The sequence below is a fragment of the Flavobacterium sp. A45 genome (assembly GCF_002001005.1).
GTDB lineage: Bacteria > Bacteroidota > Bacteroidia > Flavobacteriales > Flavobacteriaceae > Flavobacterium.
In genome coordinates, this window is the sequence record NZ_MUNX01000050.1 from 18622 (window position 1) to 37044 (window position 18423).

General features: G+C 35.0%; 18 protein-coding genes. 10 read left to right on the forward strand and 8 right to left on the reverse strand.

What is annotated here, in order from left to right:
• Positions 1–36: 36 nt before the first annotated feature.
• On the reverse strand, positions 37–1311 hold the full coding sequence (gene glyA, locus B0E44_RS02860) for a serine hydroxymethyltransferase (protein ID WP_077370700.1): 1275 nt from the start codon (positions 1309–1311) through the stop codon (positions 37–39).
• 107 nt (positions 1312–1418) lie between these two features.
• Between glyA and fahA the strand changes: the two genes are divergently transcribed.
• Positions 1419–2702, forward strand: coding sequence for a fumarylacetoacetase (gene fahA, locus B0E44_RS02865; RefSeq protein WP_077370701.1), 1284 nt, complete (start codon positions 1419–1421; stop codon positions 2700–2702).
• A gap of 140 nt (positions 2703–2842) precedes the next feature.
• Entirely contained in the window at positions 2843–4027 is a 1185-nt protein-coding gene (locus B0E44_RS02870) for a hypothetical protein (protein WP_077370702.1), read from the forward strand.
• A 144-nt stretch (positions 4028–4171) separates the two neighbouring features.
• Here the strand turns inward: B0E44_RS02870 and B0E44_RS02875 are convergent, their stop codons facing one another.
• The 7 genes from B0E44_RS02875 to B0E44_RS02905 form a co-directional block, all read right to left on the reverse strand.
• Positions 4172–5347, reverse strand: coding sequence for a porin (locus B0E44_RS02875; RefSeq protein ID WP_077370703.1), 1176 nt, complete (start codon positions 5345–5347; stop codon positions 4172–4174).
• Between the two features lie 21 nt (positions 5348–5368).
• Positions 5369–6031 carry a carbonic anhydrase gene (locus tag B0E44_RS02880; protein ID WP_077370704.1) on the reverse strand — a complete coding sequence of 221 codons (663 nt, stop codon included), beginning with the start codon at positions 6029–6031 and terminating at the stop codon, positions 5369–5371.
• Between the two features lie 261 nt (positions 6032–6292).
• Entirely contained in the window at positions 6293–6724 is a 432-nt protein-coding gene (locus tag B0E44_RS02885; RefSeq protein WP_124019266.1) for a hypothetical protein, read from the reverse strand.
• Between the two features lie 75 nt (positions 6725–6799).
• A complete protein-coding gene (locus B0E44_RS02890) occupies positions 6800–7276 on the reverse strand; it encodes a nuclear transport factor 2 family protein (RefSeq protein WP_077370706.1) in 477 nt (158 codons plus the stop codon).
• Between the two features lie 187 nt (positions 7277–7463).
• Positions 7464–8081 (reverse strand): class I SAM-dependent methyltransferase, encoded by a 618-nt coding sequence (locus B0E44_RS02895; RefSeq protein WP_077370707.1) that lies wholly within the window; start codon positions 8079–8081, stop codon positions 7464–7466.
• Positions 8082–8246: 165 nt separating this feature from the next.
• Positions 8247–8762 carry a hypothetical protein gene (locus B0E44_RS02900; protein WP_077370708.1) on the reverse strand — a complete coding sequence of 172 codons (516 nt, stop codon included), beginning with the start codon at positions 8760–8762 and terminating at the stop codon, positions 8247–8249.
• Positions 8763–8924: 162 nt separating this feature from the next.
• A complete protein-coding gene (locus B0E44_RS02905) occupies positions 8925–9338 on the reverse strand; it encodes a hypothetical protein (RefSeq protein ID WP_077370709.1) in 414 nt (137 codons plus the stop codon).
• 856 nt (positions 9339–10194) lie between these two features.
• On the opposite strand from B0E44_RS02905, the gene B0E44_RS02910 reads away from it, so the two are divergent.
• The 8 genes from B0E44_RS02910 to argB all read left to right on the forward strand — a co-directional run bounded on the left by B0E44_RS02910 (position 10195) and on the right by argB (position 18416).
• The gene (locus tag B0E44_RS02910) at positions 10195–10818 is read left to right on the forward strand and encodes a GNAT family N-acetyltransferase (RefSeq protein WP_077370710.1); all 624 of its coding nucleotides are present in this window, start codon (positions 10195–10197) and stop codon (positions 10816–10818) included.
• A 78-nt stretch (positions 10819–10896) separates the two neighbouring features.
• Complete coding sequence (locus B0E44_RS02915; protein ID WP_077370711.1) at positions 10897–12090, forward strand: argininosuccinate synthase; 1194 nt, start codon at positions 10897–10899, stop codon at positions 12088–12090.
• Positions 12083–13060 (forward strand): N-acetyl-gamma-glutamyl-phosphate reductase, encoded by a 978-nt coding sequence (argC, locus tag B0E44_RS02920; RefSeq protein WP_077370724.1) that lies wholly within the window; start codon positions 12083–12085, stop codon positions 13058–13060. The genes B0E44_RS02915 and argC overlap by 8 nt, the downstream gene beginning before the upstream one ends.
• A 124-nt stretch (positions 13061–13184) precedes the next feature.
• Positions 13185–14324, forward strand: a complete 1140-nt coding sequence (locus B0E44_RS02925) for an aspartate aminotransferase family protein (RefSeq protein WP_077370712.1) — start codon at positions 13185–13187, stop codon at positions 14322–14324.
• Positions 14325–14440: 116 nt separating this feature from the next.
• Positions 14441–15637 carry a glutamate-5-semialdehyde dehydrogenase gene (locus B0E44_RS02930; protein ID WP_077370713.1) on the forward strand — a complete coding sequence of 399 codons (1197 nt, stop codon included), beginning with the start codon at positions 14441–14443 and terminating at the stop codon, positions 15635–15637.
• 144 nt (positions 15638–15781) lie between these two features.
• Positions 15782–16543 carry a glutamate 5-kinase gene (proB, locus tag B0E44_RS02935; RefSeq protein ID WP_077370714.1) on the forward strand — a complete coding sequence of 254 codons (762 nt, stop codon included), beginning with the start codon at positions 15782–15784 and terminating at the stop codon, positions 16541–16543.
• 60 nt (positions 16544–16603) lie between these two features.
• Positions 16604–17557: an N-acetylornithine carbamoyltransferase gene (locus tag B0E44_RS02940; RefSeq protein WP_077370715.1), complete on the forward strand. Its 954-nt coding sequence runs from the start codon at positions 16604–16606 to the stop codon at positions 17555–17557.
• Positions 17558–17639: 82 nt separating this feature from the next.
• The gene (argB, locus tag B0E44_RS02945; RefSeq protein WP_077370716.1) at positions 17640–18416 is read left to right on the forward strand and encodes an acetylglutamate kinase; all 777 of its coding nucleotides are present in this window, start codon (positions 17640–17642) and stop codon (positions 18414–18416) included.
• The last annotated feature ends 7 nt before the right edge of the window (positions 18417–18423 follow it).

The window sequence follows — 18423 nt, forward strand, 5'->3', positions numbered from 1 at the left end:
ATTTAAACTTTTAAACTTTTACACTTAAACAAAAATTTAGAATACGAAAATAGCTCTTTCGCTCATCATTTCGTTTACTTCATTGGCTACTTCTTCGATAACATCTTCGTTTGTATGATCTACCAAAACTCTGTCAATTAAAGCAACAATAGTTTCCATGTCTTCTTCAACAAGACCACGAGTAGTGATTGCTGCAGTTCCTACACGGATACCTGAAGTTACGAATGGAGATTTATCATCAAATGGAACCATGTTTTTATTTACTGTGATTTCTGCTTTTACCAAAGCATTTTCAGCCTCTTTTCCAGAAATCCCTTTGTTTCTAAGGTCAATTAACATCATGTGATTGTCTGTTCCTCCAGAAATAATATTGTATCCTCTTTTTACAAAAGCTTCAGCCATTGCATTTGCATTTTTTTTCAATTGCATTGCATAAGTAAAGAACTCATCTTGTAATGCTTCACCAAAAGCTACTGCTTTGGCAGCAATAATGTGCATTAATGGACCACCTTGATTTCCAGGAAAAACAGCAAGATCCAATAGTGATGACATCATTCTGATTTCTCCTTTTGGTGTAGTTAATCCCCAAGGATTTTCAAAATCTTTACCCATCATGATCAAACCTCCACGTGGTCCACGCAATGTTTTGTGGGTTGTTGTTGTAACGATATGACAATGAGGAATTGGATCATTCATCAAACCTTTGGCGATAAGCCCAGCAGGATGAGAAATATCAGCCATCAATATAGCACCAACACTATCAGCAATTACTCTAAAACGTTCAAAATCCATATCACGAGAGTAAGCCGAAGCACCTGCGATGATTAATTTTGGTTGTTCTTTAGTCGCAATTTCTTGAATTTTATCATAGTTCAAACGACCCGTTTCTTGATCTACACCATAGAAAACAGGATTGTACAAACGTCCAGAAAAGTTTACTGGTGAACCGTGAGTTAAGTGTCCTCCATGAGACAAATCGAAACCTAATATTTTATCACCTGGTTTCAAGCAAGCAAAAAATACAGCTGTATTCGCTTGTGAACCTGAGTGAGGTTGTACGTTTGCATACTCAGCACCAAATAATTCTTTAGCTCTGTCGATAGCAATTTGTTCCACTACATCAACTACTTCGCATCCTCCGTAGTATCTTTTGCCAGGATATCCCTCAGCATATTTATTAGTTAAAACAGATCCAGCAGCTTCCATTACTTCGTCACTTACAAAGTTTTCAGAAGCAATAAGTTCTAGTCCGTGAATTTGTCTGTCTTGTTCTTCAAGAATGAGGTCAAAAATTTGTTCGTCGCGTTGCATTTCTTTGATTTTCGTTAATTTGACGCAAAAATACAAAAAAACGTTTGTTTAACCCCTAGATTATAATATATTTGACAAGTAATTTTCAACAATCAATTAACATTATCATGCCAATAACAGCCAACGACACTAGTAGAAAATCATGGTTAGAAGTACTGCCAGACAGCGACTTCCCTATCCAAAATATTCCATTTGGAGTTTTTCTTACCAAAGAAAATATCGTCACGGTAGGTTCTAGAATTGGTGATTTTGCAATCGATTTAGGGGCGCTGCAACAATTAAATTACTTTGAAGGAATCGAATTGACAGACGATATGTTCATGCAAGATACCTTGAACGATTTTATATCGGATGGTCAAAAAACATGGAGATTGGTACGAAATAGAATTGCAGAAATTTTTGATGCTTCAAATTCCGAATTAAGGGATAACACTGCACATAGAGACATAGTGATTTTCAGAATGGAAGATGTTGAGATGCAACTTCCTGTATTAATTGGTGATTACACTGATTTCTATTCCAGTAGAGAACACGCAACCAATGTTGGAAAAATGTTCCGCGACCCAGAAAACGCTTTATTGCCAAACTGGTTACACATTCCAGTTGGATACCACGGAAGAAGTTCTACCATTATCCCATCAGGGATTCCAGTACACAGACCCATGGGACAAACTTTGCCAAATGGTGAAACTACCCCTGTTTTTGGTCCTTCTCGTTTAGTTGATTTCGAATTGGAAACCGCTTTTATCACTACTGATTGTAATATCATGGGAGAAAACGTTCCTATCAGTGAAGTTGAAGGTTATATTTTTGGGATGGTTTTGCTTAATGACTGGAGTGCTCGTGATATTCAAAAATGGGAATATGTACCGTTAGGACCTTTCTTAGCCAAAAACTTTGCCTCTTCAATTTCTCCTTGGATTATCACTATGGATGCCTTGGAACCTTTTAGAACCAAAGGCCCAAAACAAGATCCTACTCCTTTCCCTTATTTACAGCAAAAAGGAAAACACTCATTCGATATTAATCTGGAAGTGGCTATTGCGCCAGAAAACGCAGAACCAACTGTGGTTTCCAGAACCAATTTCAAATATATGTATTGGACGATGAGTCAGCAACTGGCACATCATACATCAAACGGTTGTCGAGTAAATTCAGGCGACATGATGGGTTCAGGAACTATCTCAGGGCCTACACCGGACAGTTATGGATCTATGCTGGAATTGACTTGGGGCGGAAAAAATCCAATTAAATTAAATGATGGTACTGAACGAAAATTTATTAATGATGGCGATACTGTAATTATTAAAGGACACAGTCAAAACGGGCAGGTTCGTATTGGTTTTGGAGAATGCTCCAGCAAGTTACTCCCTCCCTTTGTAAGACAATAATTATAAGCTTTTTATAACCAACCGACAATTTCAAAGTTGTCGGTTTTTTTTTGAAAAAATATTGGCAAAATCCACCAAAGGAATAGTAGATTTGCAAAAAAAATTAACCTACGATTGATATAATTCATTAGCCCCATAAAATGAAAAAAATTACTCTTATAATTGCTTTTTTTACGCTAATTACTTCATGTGGCGTAAAACAAACCCAAAACAATTTAGCATCCGGAAATTATGATGCCGCAATTGACATCGCACTTTCCAATTTGCGTTCCAACAAAGACAAAAAAGGAAAACAAGACTACATCTATTTACTCGAAGAAGCTTTCGCTAAGGCCAAAGAACGAGATTTGAACACTGTCTCTTTTTTAATCAAAGAAAATAATCCGAGTAATTTGGAAAAAATATACAATACCTATCTGGCGTTAAACGACCGTCAAGAAAAAATAAAGCCATTGCTTCCTTTAAAATTAATCAAAGATGAAAGAAATGCCATTTTCCCTTTTGATGATTACGACAATCAAATCATTAGCAGTAAAAACGCACTATCCAATCATCTTTATACCAATGCAAAAGCGTTAATGCTGACCAATAATAAAATGAATTATCGCAGAGTGTATGATGATTTAATCTATTTGGACAAAATAAATCATAACTATAAAGATGTTGCCAGCATTATAGATGAAGCACAACTAAAAGGAACTGATTATGTAATCGTAAATACAAAAAACGAAACGAACATGATTATTCCTGCGCAGCTGCAAAGTGACTTATTGGATTTTAAAAGCTATAATTTGAATGACAAATGGACCGTTTACCATACCGTCAAACAAAAAGACACTTACTATGATTACGGAATGCTGATCAGCTTCCGATCGATTTTAATTTCTCCTGAACAAATAAAAGAAAGAGAGTTCTTCAAAGAACGTAAAGTAGTTGATGGACAAAGAAAACAGGTTGACGACAATGGAAAAATCGTTTTGGACAGACAAGGAAAACCAATAATGATAGATAACGTGATTAATGCTTCGGTAAAAATCAACGAAGTAAGACAGTTTAAATCGTGTCAAATCACCGCCAAAGTCGACTATGTTGAAAATAAGACCAAGCAATCATTGGGATCTTTCCCAATCACTAGTGAGTATGTTTTTGAAAATATTTTTGCTACCTACAAAGGGGACCCTCGCGCCGCCGATGACAACTACAATGCAAATTTCTACAACAAGGCTGTTCCTTTTCCTACCAGCGAGCAAATGGTTTATGATACCGGCGAAAATTTGAAAGCCAAAATCAATGGCGTAATTAACAGTAATCAATTTAGAAAATAAGGTTCCTAAAATAATATCAAAAAGCAACTCCAATCCGAGTTGCTTTTTTTGTTTTTAGCCGTCAAAATTAGCATCAAAGAGCAGCGAACTTAATGCAATTCTTTGTGAACTTCGCAGTTTAACTACCAAAGATGTTTTTTATAATCACAAAACCAGTAATGGTGCAATAACACCAAAACTCAATTGCCCAGTAGTACCATCGGTTGCATTAAAATTGTTTTGAGCATAAGCAGAATAATCGTTTTTCTTAAAGACGTAACCTACAAAAAATTTCATATTTAAATCGACGAAAGGCGAATATTCAACTGTTGGAATAATGCCATAAGAAGTCAATAATCTATCCATTTTATTAGGATCCGGATTTCCGTTCCAATAGGCATTACTGTTCATTACGGTAAGCAAGAGATTTATTTTTGGCTGAATCTGATATTCTAACCTTATCCAGTTCTCGATATATGAAACATCTTCAGCGGCATAAGGATGTTTGCTTTTGATAATATTCGAAACTACACATTTTTGATCCAAATCCTCTTTACTGTACTGAAAATCATAATACAGCAGCCATTTATTATTTTTAAACTTATTCCCAAGCGAAATCAAACTTCGGTTTGTGTTTTCGGCATCCATGAAATAACCGTAGCTGTAGGTTGTTTCCAGTTTTCCTTCAAAAAAACTGCCTTTCCAATTACCAACTGCTGCCAAAGGCGTTTCGGTAGCCGTAATCCCTGGCGGAACAGAAGCTCCATATTGCTCTTGAAATGTTTTTGTTCGGGAATTCAGCAACTGCAGATTAAACTTGTTTTTATGATCCAATAATGCATACGAAAGTGAAGCTCCCACGATAAAATTTTCACTGTAATTATTAATCGTATTATAGGACAAAATTTCAATTGGATTCGTCAAAAGTTCATAACCTCCCCAATCTCCTATCATTTTTCCAAGACTTAGTTCAGTCTGTGGTGCTACATCAATGGTCAGATAAGCCATATCGACAGAACGGCTCATGTTATCTACCGTGTTTGGATCGGCAATTTTAGTATATCGGTTTCGGAATCTAAAAAAAACCTTGTCATGAATTTTACCTTTTACTTCAAATCGGAATTGATTGACCGAAAAAAGGGAATTTACATGTTCATTATCCACAAAATAATTATCAAAAGCCAAACGGGTATTAAAAATAACATCAACGTTTTTTAACAACGAAAATTTAGAAGTTGGTATTAAAGGTGCAGCTGCAGGATTTTCTTTCTGGATTCCATTTTGCCCAAAAGAAAAAAAAGGCATAAAAATAAGCATCCAATAAATAAAGTGATTTTTCATTATAAATATTTTTCGGACAGGCTATTTTATTTTTTCAAAAGTTACTTTACCTGATTCAATATCATATAATGCACCAATAATCGCAATTTTATTATGGTCAAAACGCTCTTTCAAAATTGGCTCTGCTGCTTTCAAAAAAGTAACTCCGTGAGCAATGTTTGCATCAATCGCTTTATCAACAGTTAAGTTATGTGTGACTTTCAAGCTTTTCTCTTCGTTCTCTCTTTCTATATAATTAATTATGTTTTTAATATGATCCGGATGGTCATAATGCCCTTTGGAACTGATAAATGCTTTGATGGCGCCACAGTCTTTGTGTCCCATAATCACAATCAGTTTACAGTCTAAATGCTCCACAGCATATTCAATACTTCCTAATTCATAGTCTCCAATCACATTTCCGGCAGTTCTGATAGAAAAAATATCGCCAAGCCCTTGATCGAAAACAAGTTCGGCAGGCACTCTGGAATCGGAACAGCTCACGACAGCGACAAATGGGTGCTGTCCTTTTTTGAGTTCCCGTATCCTTTCGAGTGTTTCATCGGGATGTACGGGTTTTCCCGAAGCAAATCGTTTGTTTCCTTCTTCCAGTTTTTGTAGTGGAGATAAATTGGTGTTTTCAGTGTGGTTACAAGCAGACAATACGCTTATAAATAGCAGATAAAGCAGTCCTTTTTTAATCATGATAGTTTCCTAAATTGCGACAAATCTAAGCCCGTCAAAAAAAAATTAGGCAAACTTACCCTTGTCAATGAAGTAACAAATTTAGAATCATGAAACCTCGCAAATATTGACTTTTATCATATTTGGAGAATTAATTTTATTTAAAAATAAATATTGAAAACTATCAAACGATATAGTTGATAAATAGTCTGGGAATTATTCTAATTTAGGAAAAACAACTATCAAAGCGTTTATTGAAATTTATGATAGCTCAAAAATTAATCAATACATTTCCGGAGTCAATGTAACTATGAATAAATTTTCCTGGTTGCTGTCCATATAATGATAAATCACGGTAGAATCATTATCCCTAAAAGCTTCAAGACTTGGATTTGTTTTGGAAGCAGCCAATATTTCTTTTTCTATAGACTTTTTCAAAGCGGCAACATCAATACTTCCTTTTAAAACACGTACCAAAGTAAAATCATATTGAACAGTATTATCGGGCAATTGATTTACACTCTCCATCCGAATATCGTCACTTATCATCACGGGACAGGCCGCATTGTATTTGGTCACCAAAGCCGCGAGTTCATTACTGACAGGTTTCTCTTTTATAAAATAGTATTGAGCAGCACCTATCAAAACTATCACTATAATAATTTTGATTATTTTTCGAATGAGCAGTTTCTTTTTTCTTTGTTTTTCTTCCATTGCCAATGGTAATTTATATTTTCTTGAATTTACTTTTTTGAACACTAAACCTGCTAATTACAAATCGTTACACTATTATTGATGATCAAAACTCAAAACTTCTTTAAGTATCCATTCTTTATTTTCGAGTAAGTATACATGCGTGAATCTTGCCGTGCCGGTTTGTCTATCTTCCTTGTTAGGCTCTCTGATATAAAAATCATGGATTCCACTTTGGACAACTCCATAGAGAACACCGTCATTATATAACGGAAAGACTTCCAACGCTTCTTTACGAACTTTACGAATTGGTTTTTTATTATTGTCGGAGCAAAGGTTTTTTCTGGTGTTCTCCAAAAACTTCTCTTTGTCTTGAATTCCACCTCGATCATGATAAAACACAAGATCCTTGTGTATCATTTTTTCCATATAAGCAAAATCACATTGATTAAAACATCGCTCAAAAAAGATACTGTCATGTTTCTGTAAAGCCAAAAATAATTCAGAGTTTTTGGGTACTTGCGCTATGGTAAAATTTACAGATACAAAAAGTAAAATTAGTATTGTTCTCATGTTTTTATTTTTTTTTACTTGACATAGTTTTGAAGTAATTCTTTTAACGTTCTGGCGCTACACGAGGTTTGGGATTAAAGAAGCCTAATCTTCGAATAAACAAAAATTTCATCTGATACAAGACCAACTTTCAAAAAACCAAATACCCAAATTGCTTGTAGCGTGTGTTCGCAGATAGCCCTTTTTGTTAGTTTAGTTGTCGCTTAAAACTACAAAAAATAAAATTCTGTTTTGTTTCAAAAGGCGTTGTATGGTCTTCGGTTACACATTTTATTTTTTCAAATCCATTCTCCATTTCGGCGGTTAATGTTTCTTCATTATATTGTTTTATTTCTAAACCGCTACATTTTTTCGGCCCGTTTTCAGAAAAGGTTCCAACGGTTAAATATCCTGAAACTGATTTTCTTGCAGTTTCCATATATTTTTGAATTTGCTCTTTACTCGTTAAGAAATGAAAAGTTGCTCTGTCGTGCCAAACTTCAAAAGTTTCGTTTGTTTCAAATTCTGTTATATCGCTTACAATCCAATTCACTTTTTCTGCATTTACTCCTAATCTTGCTTTCGCTTTCTCGATTGCTTTTGCAGAAATATCCAAAACAGTTATATTCTCAAAACCCTCTTCGATTAGAAAATCTACTAGTTTACTGTCTCCGCCACCAATATCAATAATTTTAGATTTCTTCGTTAAGTTGAAAGATTTTATAAAATCTAATGAAGTTTTCGGAATTTCTTGCGTCCAACTAACTTCATTTGGATTTTTAGTTTCGTAAACTGTTTCCCAATGATTTTTTCTATTTTCTTCCATTATTCTTATTTTCTTTAGTTACGATTCTTTTAGGGTTTCTGCCAACGTTCTGGGACTACAACGCGTTTGGTACTAAATTAAGCCCTATTTTCGGATCTGACAAATCATCCAAATACAAAACCAACTTTCCACTAAGCCAATTGCCAAAATCCGTTGTAGCGGCTGTTACCTTCCGCCTTTATTTGCTTTTAAGATTTCAATTAACACTTTCAATATTCGCTTTTCAAATTTCTCAATTTGCTTACTATTGTCATTATAATTGAAATCATCATTAATATTTTCCCATGAATTTATTCGAACTTGATTCACTTGAACAAATGCAAAAGTTGTTTCGCTTTTTCCATTATTTCTAATCCAAGTTTGAATTACCTCATTTTCATCTTGAAAGTAAAAAAATGTAACATACCAAAATGCAGGATTTTTGGTTTGATGATCAATCAATTCATACTCTCCGATATTTTTGGGAACTTTATATTCAGGATGTAATTCTTTAAATTTCTTGATTGCGTTTTTGACTTCAGATTCTGAATAATTGAGATAATACGTTTCAGCATATGGATAACTACCGGCAGAAATAATATTAATCTTTCTATATATTTCATATGAGATTTGTTTTCTGAAAATACAAAATCCAACCACGATAATCGTTAGCAGAATTAGAAGTGTTAATTTTTTTTTCACGTTTAGTTGTTAAGGTTGCAGATAACGTTCTCGAGCTACAAGCAGTTTGGGATTAAATCAGCGTTATCTTTCGGATTTGCCAAATCTTTACAAATACAAACCAATTTTTCCATTAAGCCAAATACCCAAATTGCTTGTAGCGTGTGTTGGTGGCAGTATTTTTTAATAAATTCCAATGGTATAAATTTTACCACCGTTTGTTACAAAGTCTGCTAGAGATTGCATTTTAGTTTGCTCTAATTTTCCCCCACATTTTGTACATTTTTTATATAGTTTATTATTTTCATCTATTTCATTTTTTAGGAAAATCAAGTTTTCTCTATTTATCAAAAGTTTCAGTCTATCACTGATTACATTTTGATTTATTGTTCGGTAATTTTGATATTCATTTTTTGTCAAATGAGTAATGAATAATTCTTCCATTTCAACATCAAAAACACCAATTATCCCAATAAAATTCATAGCCCAACTATCTCCAATAATTTCAAATGTTAGAGTTTTAAAATTACAATGTGTACATTTCAAATCAATAACTGTCGCTCTTGATATATTTTCGTTATTAAAATAAAATTCCATTTAATTCATATGTTTTTCTTGATTCTGCTGTAATATTGCCACCAACTAGTTGATACACGAAACAAACCTCCATTTACACCCCATAGTAAGTGTTTAACCAAAATTTGTTTCTCATTATTTTCTTTTTCAAATATACCCAATATCCCTTACAATTTTTAAAAGAACATTTATTTTCAAGTCGATATTGAACTTATAAATACAAAATCTCTCGTTTACCTTAAAGCTGTCTTGCGTGAGGGATAAAAGCTAGCTACCGAAGTAGCGCGGATAGCCCGACCCCGTTGAGCGAAGGGGCTGTATAAGCGGCACTACAAATAAGCCCCTTTGCTCAACGGGGGCACGCCCAAAATATTTTGAAAACTAATTTTGAATTCAGACCATCTCCTTCTTTAAAAAAGAAAAAATAACACCAAAAAGCAGTCGTTTTAAATAAAATTTTCTTTTTTATTACAAAAACAGCCTGATTTGTTAAAAATTTGACTTTTACAAAAAAATTAGCATTTGGTTTGAAAAATATATGTACTTTTGCACCAATGAAAAATACAGAAACATATAAAACAATTATCTCTCGGATAATTACACCTACGACTTCTCCCGAAGTACGGATGCTATAACTATAGCCTCCATAGTGTAATCGTATTATATTTATTCATTTCTTATTTTATCGTTTTGAAATTATTTCCATTTTTATTTGGATTAATACATCCTAAAAAAATTACCAAACAAATTTTATCTATCTGTAATTCAATTATTTGGATTGTTCTTTACTGCATTTATTCTATATTTGATAGTGCAAAATCAGAACATTTCAAACTTCATTACAGTACATTATTTAACCTAAAATATAACTCTTGAAATGAATATTTCTATTGTAGTAACTCAGGAAGAACATTATAAGTACGCGCAGGAAATATGCGATACGATAGAATCATCTGCCCTGTTGAGAGGTACTGGAATTGCCAAAAGAACACCGGAATACATCCAAAAAAAGATGGAGAAGGGAGATGCTGTGATTGCACTTAACAACGGAATTTTTGCTGGTTTTTGCTATATCGAAAGTTGGCAACACGGTCAGTTTGTGGCGCACTCCGGTTTGATTGTACACCCTGATTACAGAAATTTGGGACTAGCAAAACAAATAAAATCGTTTGTATTTGACTATTCGTTGCAAAAATATCCGGAAGCCAAAGTTTTCGGAATCACAACTGGTTTGGCTGTAATGAAAATCAACTCTGATTTGGGGTACAAACCTGTTCCTTTTTCTGAACTTACGAATGATCCAAGTTTTTGGAAAGGGTGTCAAACCTGTACCAATTATGACATATTAAAAAGTAAAGATTACAAAATGTGTTTGTGTACTGGAATGCTTTATGACCCGGCCGAAAAGCCGAAAGACCCGCCAAAACATCCTTTTAATGTGAGGGTACTTAATAGATTAACAGCAATTAAAAAAGCACTTTTCTTGACAAAATTATTTTAGAGAAAATTTAAAAAATTATAACATACAAACAACTCGCAGCTAATAGCCAAAAGCTAATAGCCAAAAGCCTAGAAAATTATGAAAAAAGTAGTATTAGCATATAGTGGAGGATTAGACACTTCTTACTGTCTTAAATATTTGAAAAATGAACAAGGGTATGAAGTTCATACCGTATTGATCAACACAGGTGGTTTTGACGACGCCGAACTAAAAGCTATTGAAGAAAGAGCGTATGAACTGGGAAGCGCGAAACACGCTAACCTTACCATTCTGGATAAATATTACGATAAAGCAATTAAATATTTGATTTACGGAAACGTATTGAAAAACAACACTTATCCTTTATCTGTAAGTGCTGAGCGTGTTTTTCAAGCTATTGAAGCTATAAAATATGCCAAATCTGTAGGTGCAACTGCAATCGCTCACGGAAGTACCGGTGCAGGAAATGATCAAATTCGTTTTGATTTAATTTTCCAAACTATCGCTCCCGAAATCGAAATCATTACTCCAATCCGTGACTTGAAACTTTCAAGACAAGAAGAGGTTGATTATTTAGCAAAAAACGGCGTTCACTATTCTTGGGAAAAAGCACAATATTCTATCAACAAAGGTTTATGGGGAACTAGCGTTGGAGGAAAAGAAACTTTGACTTCTGGACTTCCATTACCTAGTGAAGCGTATCCTTCGCAATTGCAAAAAACAGGCGAAGAAAAAGTGACTTTGGAATTCAAAAAAGGGGAATTGGTTGCCGTAAATGGCGTAGCCGACAAACCGTCAAACAATATTGTTGTTTTGGAAAAATTAGCAAATGCTTATGCAATTGGTAGAGATATTCACGTGGGTGACACCATTATCGGAATCAAAGGAAGAGTCGGTTTTGAAGCAGCAGCTCCTTTAATCATTATCAAAGCACACCATTTACTAGAGAAACACACTCTTGGAAAATGGCAGCAATACTGGAAAGAACAACTAGGAAACTGGTACGGAATGTTATTCCATGAAGGTCAATTCCTAGATCCTGTAATGAGAAACATCGAAACTTTCCTAGAAGACACTCAAAAAACGGTAAACGGAACGGTAACTGTTTCTTTGAAACCATACCACTTCTCATTGGACGGAATTGAATCCAAAAATGATTTAATGAATACTGGTTTTGGCCAATATGGAGAAATGAACAATGCTTGGACATCTGACGATGCGAAAGGATTTATCAAAATTTTAGGGAATGCCCAAAACATATTTTCATCTGTAAACAATGAAACTTATGATTAATGTTGGAATAATTGGAGGTTCAGGTTATACTGCGGGAGAACTCATCAGAATATTGATGTTTCATCCCAATGCAAAATTAGATTTTGTATACAGTACAACTAATGCTGGCAAACCGCTTTCGGTAGCGCATCACGATTTGTTGGGCGATATCGAAATGAACTTTACCGATACTGTAAACCCTAATGTAAATGTGGTTTTCTTATGTTTAGGACACGGAAAATCAAAAACATTTTTAACCGAAAATCAGTTTGCCAGCCACACTAAAATCATCGATTTAGGTAATGATTTCAGATTGCACAAAGACGAAGTTTTTGACGGTAAAAAATTCATTTACGGCTTACCTGAATTGAATAAATCAGCGATTAAAAACGCACAGTTCATTGCTAATCCTGGTTGTTTTGCCACAGCTATTCAATTGGCTTTACTACCATTGGCGAAAGCCAAATTATTGAATAGCGATGTTCATATCAACGCCACAACTGGAAGCACAGGAGCTGGAGTTGGACTTTCGGAAACTTCGCATTTCAGTTGGAGAAACAATAATATGTCGCATTACAAAGCTTTCGAACACCAACATTTGGGAGAGATTTCAGAAAGTTTGCACCAATTGCAAAATGATTTCACAAACGAATTGCTTTTTATTCCGAACAGAGGAGATTTTCCAAGAGGAATTTTCGCAACATTATATACTAATTGTAGCGAAAGTCTGGAAGATCTTCTAGCAAAATACGAAGCGTTTTATAAAAACCAACCTTTTGTAACCGTTACCACAACTGGCATCAATATGAAACAAGTGGTTCAGACGAATAAATGTATTATTAGTTTAATGAAAAAAGGAAACCGGATTTTGATTACTTCGGTAATCGATAATTTAGTCAAAGGCGCCTCAGGACAAGCCATCCAAAACATGAATTTAATGTTTGGATTGGAAGAAAGTACGGGATTGCATTTGAAACCAAGCGGATTTTAATCCCCTCCCCAACCCTCCCCGAAGGAGAGGGAGGCAAACGAAAAAAAACATAATAAACATAAAAACAACACCCCCCGTTGTCAAAGTCCCCCCTCCTTCGGAGGGGGTTAGGGGGAGGATAAAAATGAACTTATTTGACGTTTACCCATTATACAACATCATTCCTGTAAAAGCTCTAGACTGCACAATTACTGACGAAAATGGTGTGGAATATTTAGACTTATACAGTGGCCACGGAGTAATTTCCATTGGACACACACAACCTGATTATGTAGCCAAATTGAAAAATCAATTGGATAACCTTGGGTTTTATTCGAATGCTATTCAAAATCCATTGCAAGTGGAATTGGCAGAGAAACTAGGTAAACTTTCAGGATGCGAAGAATACAGCTTATTCTTATGCAGTTCTGGAGCTGAAGCCAATGAAAATGCATTAAAACTTGCTTCTTTCCACAACGGAAAATCAAGAGTGATTGCTTTTGACAACTCTTTCCACGGAAGAACTTCGGCAGCAGTTGCAGTAACAGACAACAAGAAAATTGTTGCTCCAATCAATGCACAGCAAGTCGTTACTTTCTTGCCTTTGAACAATCTTGATTTGGTGGAAGCCGAATTGAAAAAAGGCGATGTTTGTTCCGTGATTATTGAAGGAATTCAAGGAGTTGGCGGATTGGACGAGGGAACAACCGAGTTTTTCCAAGGATTAGAGAAACTTTGCAGTCAATACGAAGCGGTTTTAATTTTGGATGAAGTACAATCAGGTTATGGAAGAAGCGGGAAGTTTTTCGCCTTTCAACACCACTATATCAAACCGGATATTATTACGCTTGCCAAAGGAATGGGTAACGGTTTCCCGATTGGTGGTATTTTAATTTCACCAAAATTCACCGCTAGCCACGGATTATTGGGAACTACCTTTGGAGGAAGTCACCTTTCTTGTGCTGCCGGAATTGCAGTTTTGGAAGTGATCGAAAATCAAAAACTGATAGATAACGTAAATGAAGTTTACGCATATTTCCTTGAAGCCATCAAACAAGTTCCTGAAGTTGTTAAAGTAAAAGGAAAAGGATTGATGCTGGGAGTGGAATTTGATTTTGAAGTAGGTCCATTACGCAAAAAACTGATTGTCGAAAAACTGATTTTCACAGGAAGTGCAAACAACAAAAATCTATTGAGAATTTTGCCACCTTTAACAGTCAAAAAAGAAGCTATTGATACATTTATAATTGCTTTGAAAGAAAGCTTGGCTGAATTGAAAGCATAGTTTTTCAATAAACCTTTGTCAAAGTTTTGAACTTTGACAAAGGTCACCAAACAAATTAAGCAAAAGTTTATTCTTTTTTTTAAAAGTATAAACGCTAACCAATAACCAAAAAACCAATGAGCCATTTATTATCCATAGAAAAAAGAAATGCAGTTCTGAATCGAATGGCTGTACTTTTAGAACAAGAAAGAGCCAACATGAAAGCGATTAATCAACAGGATTTAAATAATTATTCTGGAGAAGATTTGGCTATGGAAAAACGTTTATTAGTTGATGATGCCAAAATTGATGGAATGATCTTGTCTATGCAACAATTGGCTAGTCAAGAAGATCCTATCGGGCAAATCCGTTTTGATTTTACTCACGAAAACGGAATGAAAGTAACCAATAAAACAGCTGCTTTCGGGACAATTATGATTATTTACGAATCCCGACCTGATGTAACTGTAGAAGCGGGAGGAATTGCATTCAAATCCGGAAATAAAATCTTATTGAAAGGCGGAAAAGAATCTTTGTTATCCAATTTGAAAATTGTTTCGCTTTGGCACCAATCCTTAGAGGAAAATAAAATTGATACGAATTGGGTAGAATACTTAAATTACAATCGAGTAGAAACTCAAGCCTTTTTAGAAAAACCAACACAAAAAGTCGATTTAATCGTGCCTCGCGGTGGAGAACAATTAATTGAATTCACTAAAAAACACGCTACTTGTCCCGTAATAGTAAGCGGTCGAGGAAATAACTTTGTTTATGTAAATCAAGAAGCCGATTTGAAAAAAGCTCTTGACATTATCATCAACGGAAAAACAACCAATATTGGTGTTTGCAATGCCTTAGACAAGGTTTTGATTGACACTAAATTACATAATTGGGAAGCTTTTGCAACGGAATTGGTAGCGGAATTAAAAAAATACAACGTAGAAATTTTAGGTGATACCGCTTTCGCAAATGCGACTCAGGTGCCTACAATTGAAAACGAGGAAATTTGGTATGAAGAATTTTTGAATTACAAAATTGTTATCGGAATCGTAAATTCTGATGAAGAAGCTATTGAAAAAATAAACAAATATTGTGGAGGACATTCGGCTTCAATAATCACTCAAAATGATGTTTCAGCCCAAGAGTTCATGGAAAATGTAGATTCTGCAGCAGTATATCAAAACGCTTCTACCCGATTCACCGATGGTGGTCAATTTGGACTTGGCGGAGAATTGGCAATCAGCACCGATAAACTGCATCAACGAGGCCCAATTGGATTACAGCATTTGGTGACCAATAAATGGTATGTGTATGGTGACGGGCAGATTCGTTAGGAAGATTGCAGATTTAAGATTTCAGAATAAAGATTTCAATATTTAGAGACAAAGCTTTGTGAACTTTGCGTTTTTTGAGTATTTCAATTATAAAAAACTTTGTGCCCTTTGTGGTTAAATCCATAAGTGGTTAAAAAAATAAAAATGGCTAAAAAAAGAATATTATTAAAGTTAGGCAGCAACACCTTAACCAAAGAAACCAATCACATTTCGAGAGGAAAAATTGAGGATATTGGAATTCAAATTGCCGCTTTACAAGACAAATACGAGTTTATCATTGTTAGTTCAGGAGCAATTGCTGCGGCCAAACAATTTGTAAAACTGGAAAATCAGGACGAAGATGTTTTTGTAAAACAAGCTTTGGCATCAATTGGTCAGCCACATTTGATGCGGATTTACCATGAAAACTTCAGCGATTTGGGACTACTCACTTCACAATGTTTGTTGTCCTATTCTGATTTTGAAAAGGAACAGTCCAAAGTCAACATTGTAAATACCATCAATGTATTGGTCAAAAACAATTACATTCCGATTATCAATGAAAACGACACTGTTGCAACAGATGAGATAAAATTTGGGGATAACGATAAACTGGCAGCATTGGCGGCAGTTTTATTAAATGTTGATATTCTGATAATTGCAACTAACACCAACGGTATTTATACCAAATCGTCAATTCACGATGAAGTACCGGAAACGATAGAACTAGTTACTGATTTATCGCTTTTGCAAAAAGAAATTGGTGATAAAAAATCCTCTCACGGAACAGGTGGGATGCAATCCAAAATTGATTCAGCAGCAATTGCAAAAGCTGCGAATATCGAAACTTGGATTGTAAACGGACTCGAAGATAATTTTATGTTGAAGGCTTTAGCTAATGAAATTGCCTTCACAAAGATTGTGTAAAAATATTCATTCGGTTAATCGATTAAACAAATAAACGAAGTAAACTAAACAAAATAAGCTATGAACTATACTTCTATCAAAGAAATAGACTCGCTCAAAAAATGGGTAAAAGAAGCCTTAAAAATCAAAAAAAATCCGCTTAAAAACAAGAAACTAGGAAAAAACAAAACCTTAGTAATGTTGTTTTTCAACTCTAGCTTAAGAACACGTTTAAGTACTCAAAAAGCAGCTATAAATTTAGGAATGAATGTTATGGTAATGAACTTCGGAAGCGAAGGCTGGACGCTTGAATATGAAGACGGAACTATCATGAACCAAGGCGCTTCGGAACACATTAAAGAAGCGGCCGAGGTAGTTTCTCAATATGCCGATATTATTGCAATCAGAGCTTTTGCAGGTTTAGTTGACAAAGAAAAAGACAATGCCGAAACGGTAATGAATGGTTTCTTGAAATATGCCACTGTGCCTATCCTAAATATGGAAAGTGCCACAGGACACCCACTACAATCCCTTGCTGATGCTATCACAATGGAAGAAAACAAAACCAAACACAGACCAAAAGTGGTTCTGTCATGGGCACCACACCCAAGAGCATTACCGCAGGCTGTACCCAATTCATTTGTAGAAATGATGCAATTGCAAACCGAAATGGATTTTGTCATTACACACCCAGAAGGCTACGAACTCAATCCGGAAATTACGAAAGATTCAAAAATAGAGTATGATCAAGACAAAGCTTTTGAAAATGCCGATTTTATCTATGCCAAAAACTGGAGCAACTATAAAGAATACGGAAAAATCACTAATTCTGACCCAAATTGGACAATTACAGCCGACAAAATGAAACTGACCAACAATGCTAAATTTATGCATTGCTTGCCAGTAAGACGTAACGTAATTGTGACTGATGAAGTAATCGACAGCGAAAATTCGATTGTAATACAACAAGCCAATAACAGAACCTATTCAGCTCAATTGGTTTTGCAAAAAATATTAAAAAAAGTAGCTAAGTAGCTAAGATTCTGAGTTACTAAGACACACAAACTTAAAAACTCAGAAACTTAGAATCTTAGCATCTCAGAAACTTTAAACAAAAATGACTAAATTATCTATCATAAAAATTGGTGGCAACATCATCGACAATCCAACGGAATTAAAACAGTTCCTGACTGATTTTTCTAAAATTGAAGGATATAAAGTACTCGTTCACGGTGGCGGAAAATCGGCAACCAAAATGGCACAAAGTATCGGATTGGTTCCTCAAATGATTGACGGACGCCGTATTACCGATGGGCCGATGCTGGATGTGGTAGTGATGATTTATGCCGGTGAAATCAATAAAAATGTAGTTGCTCAATTGCAAGCTAACAATACTAATGCAGTAGGATTTTCGGGTGCAGACGGAAATTTGATTCTGTCAACAAAACGAAATCACCCAACAATTGATTATGGTTTTGTGGGCGATGTACAAAAAGTGAATACCCCTTTATTGGAAACATTGCTAAAAAGCGGGATAACACCTGTATTTTGTGCCATCACACACGATGGACAAGGACAATTATTGAATACCAATGCCGATACGATTGCCAGCGAATTGGCCATTGCATTATCTGAAGTGTTTGAAGTTACTTTGACCTATTGCTTCGAAAAACCGGGTGTTTTGTATGATGCTGAGGATGACAGTTCAGTAATCGAACAAATCAACCACGAATTATACACCAAATTAAAAGCCGAAAAAGCGATACATTCCGGGATGATTCCTAAATTAGACAATTGTTTCAACAGCTTGTCCAAAGGCGTTCAGAAAATAAAAATTGGACATCACAGAATGCTGCAAAATACTGGAGTAGTTCATACGAGCATTGAATTATAAAACACAA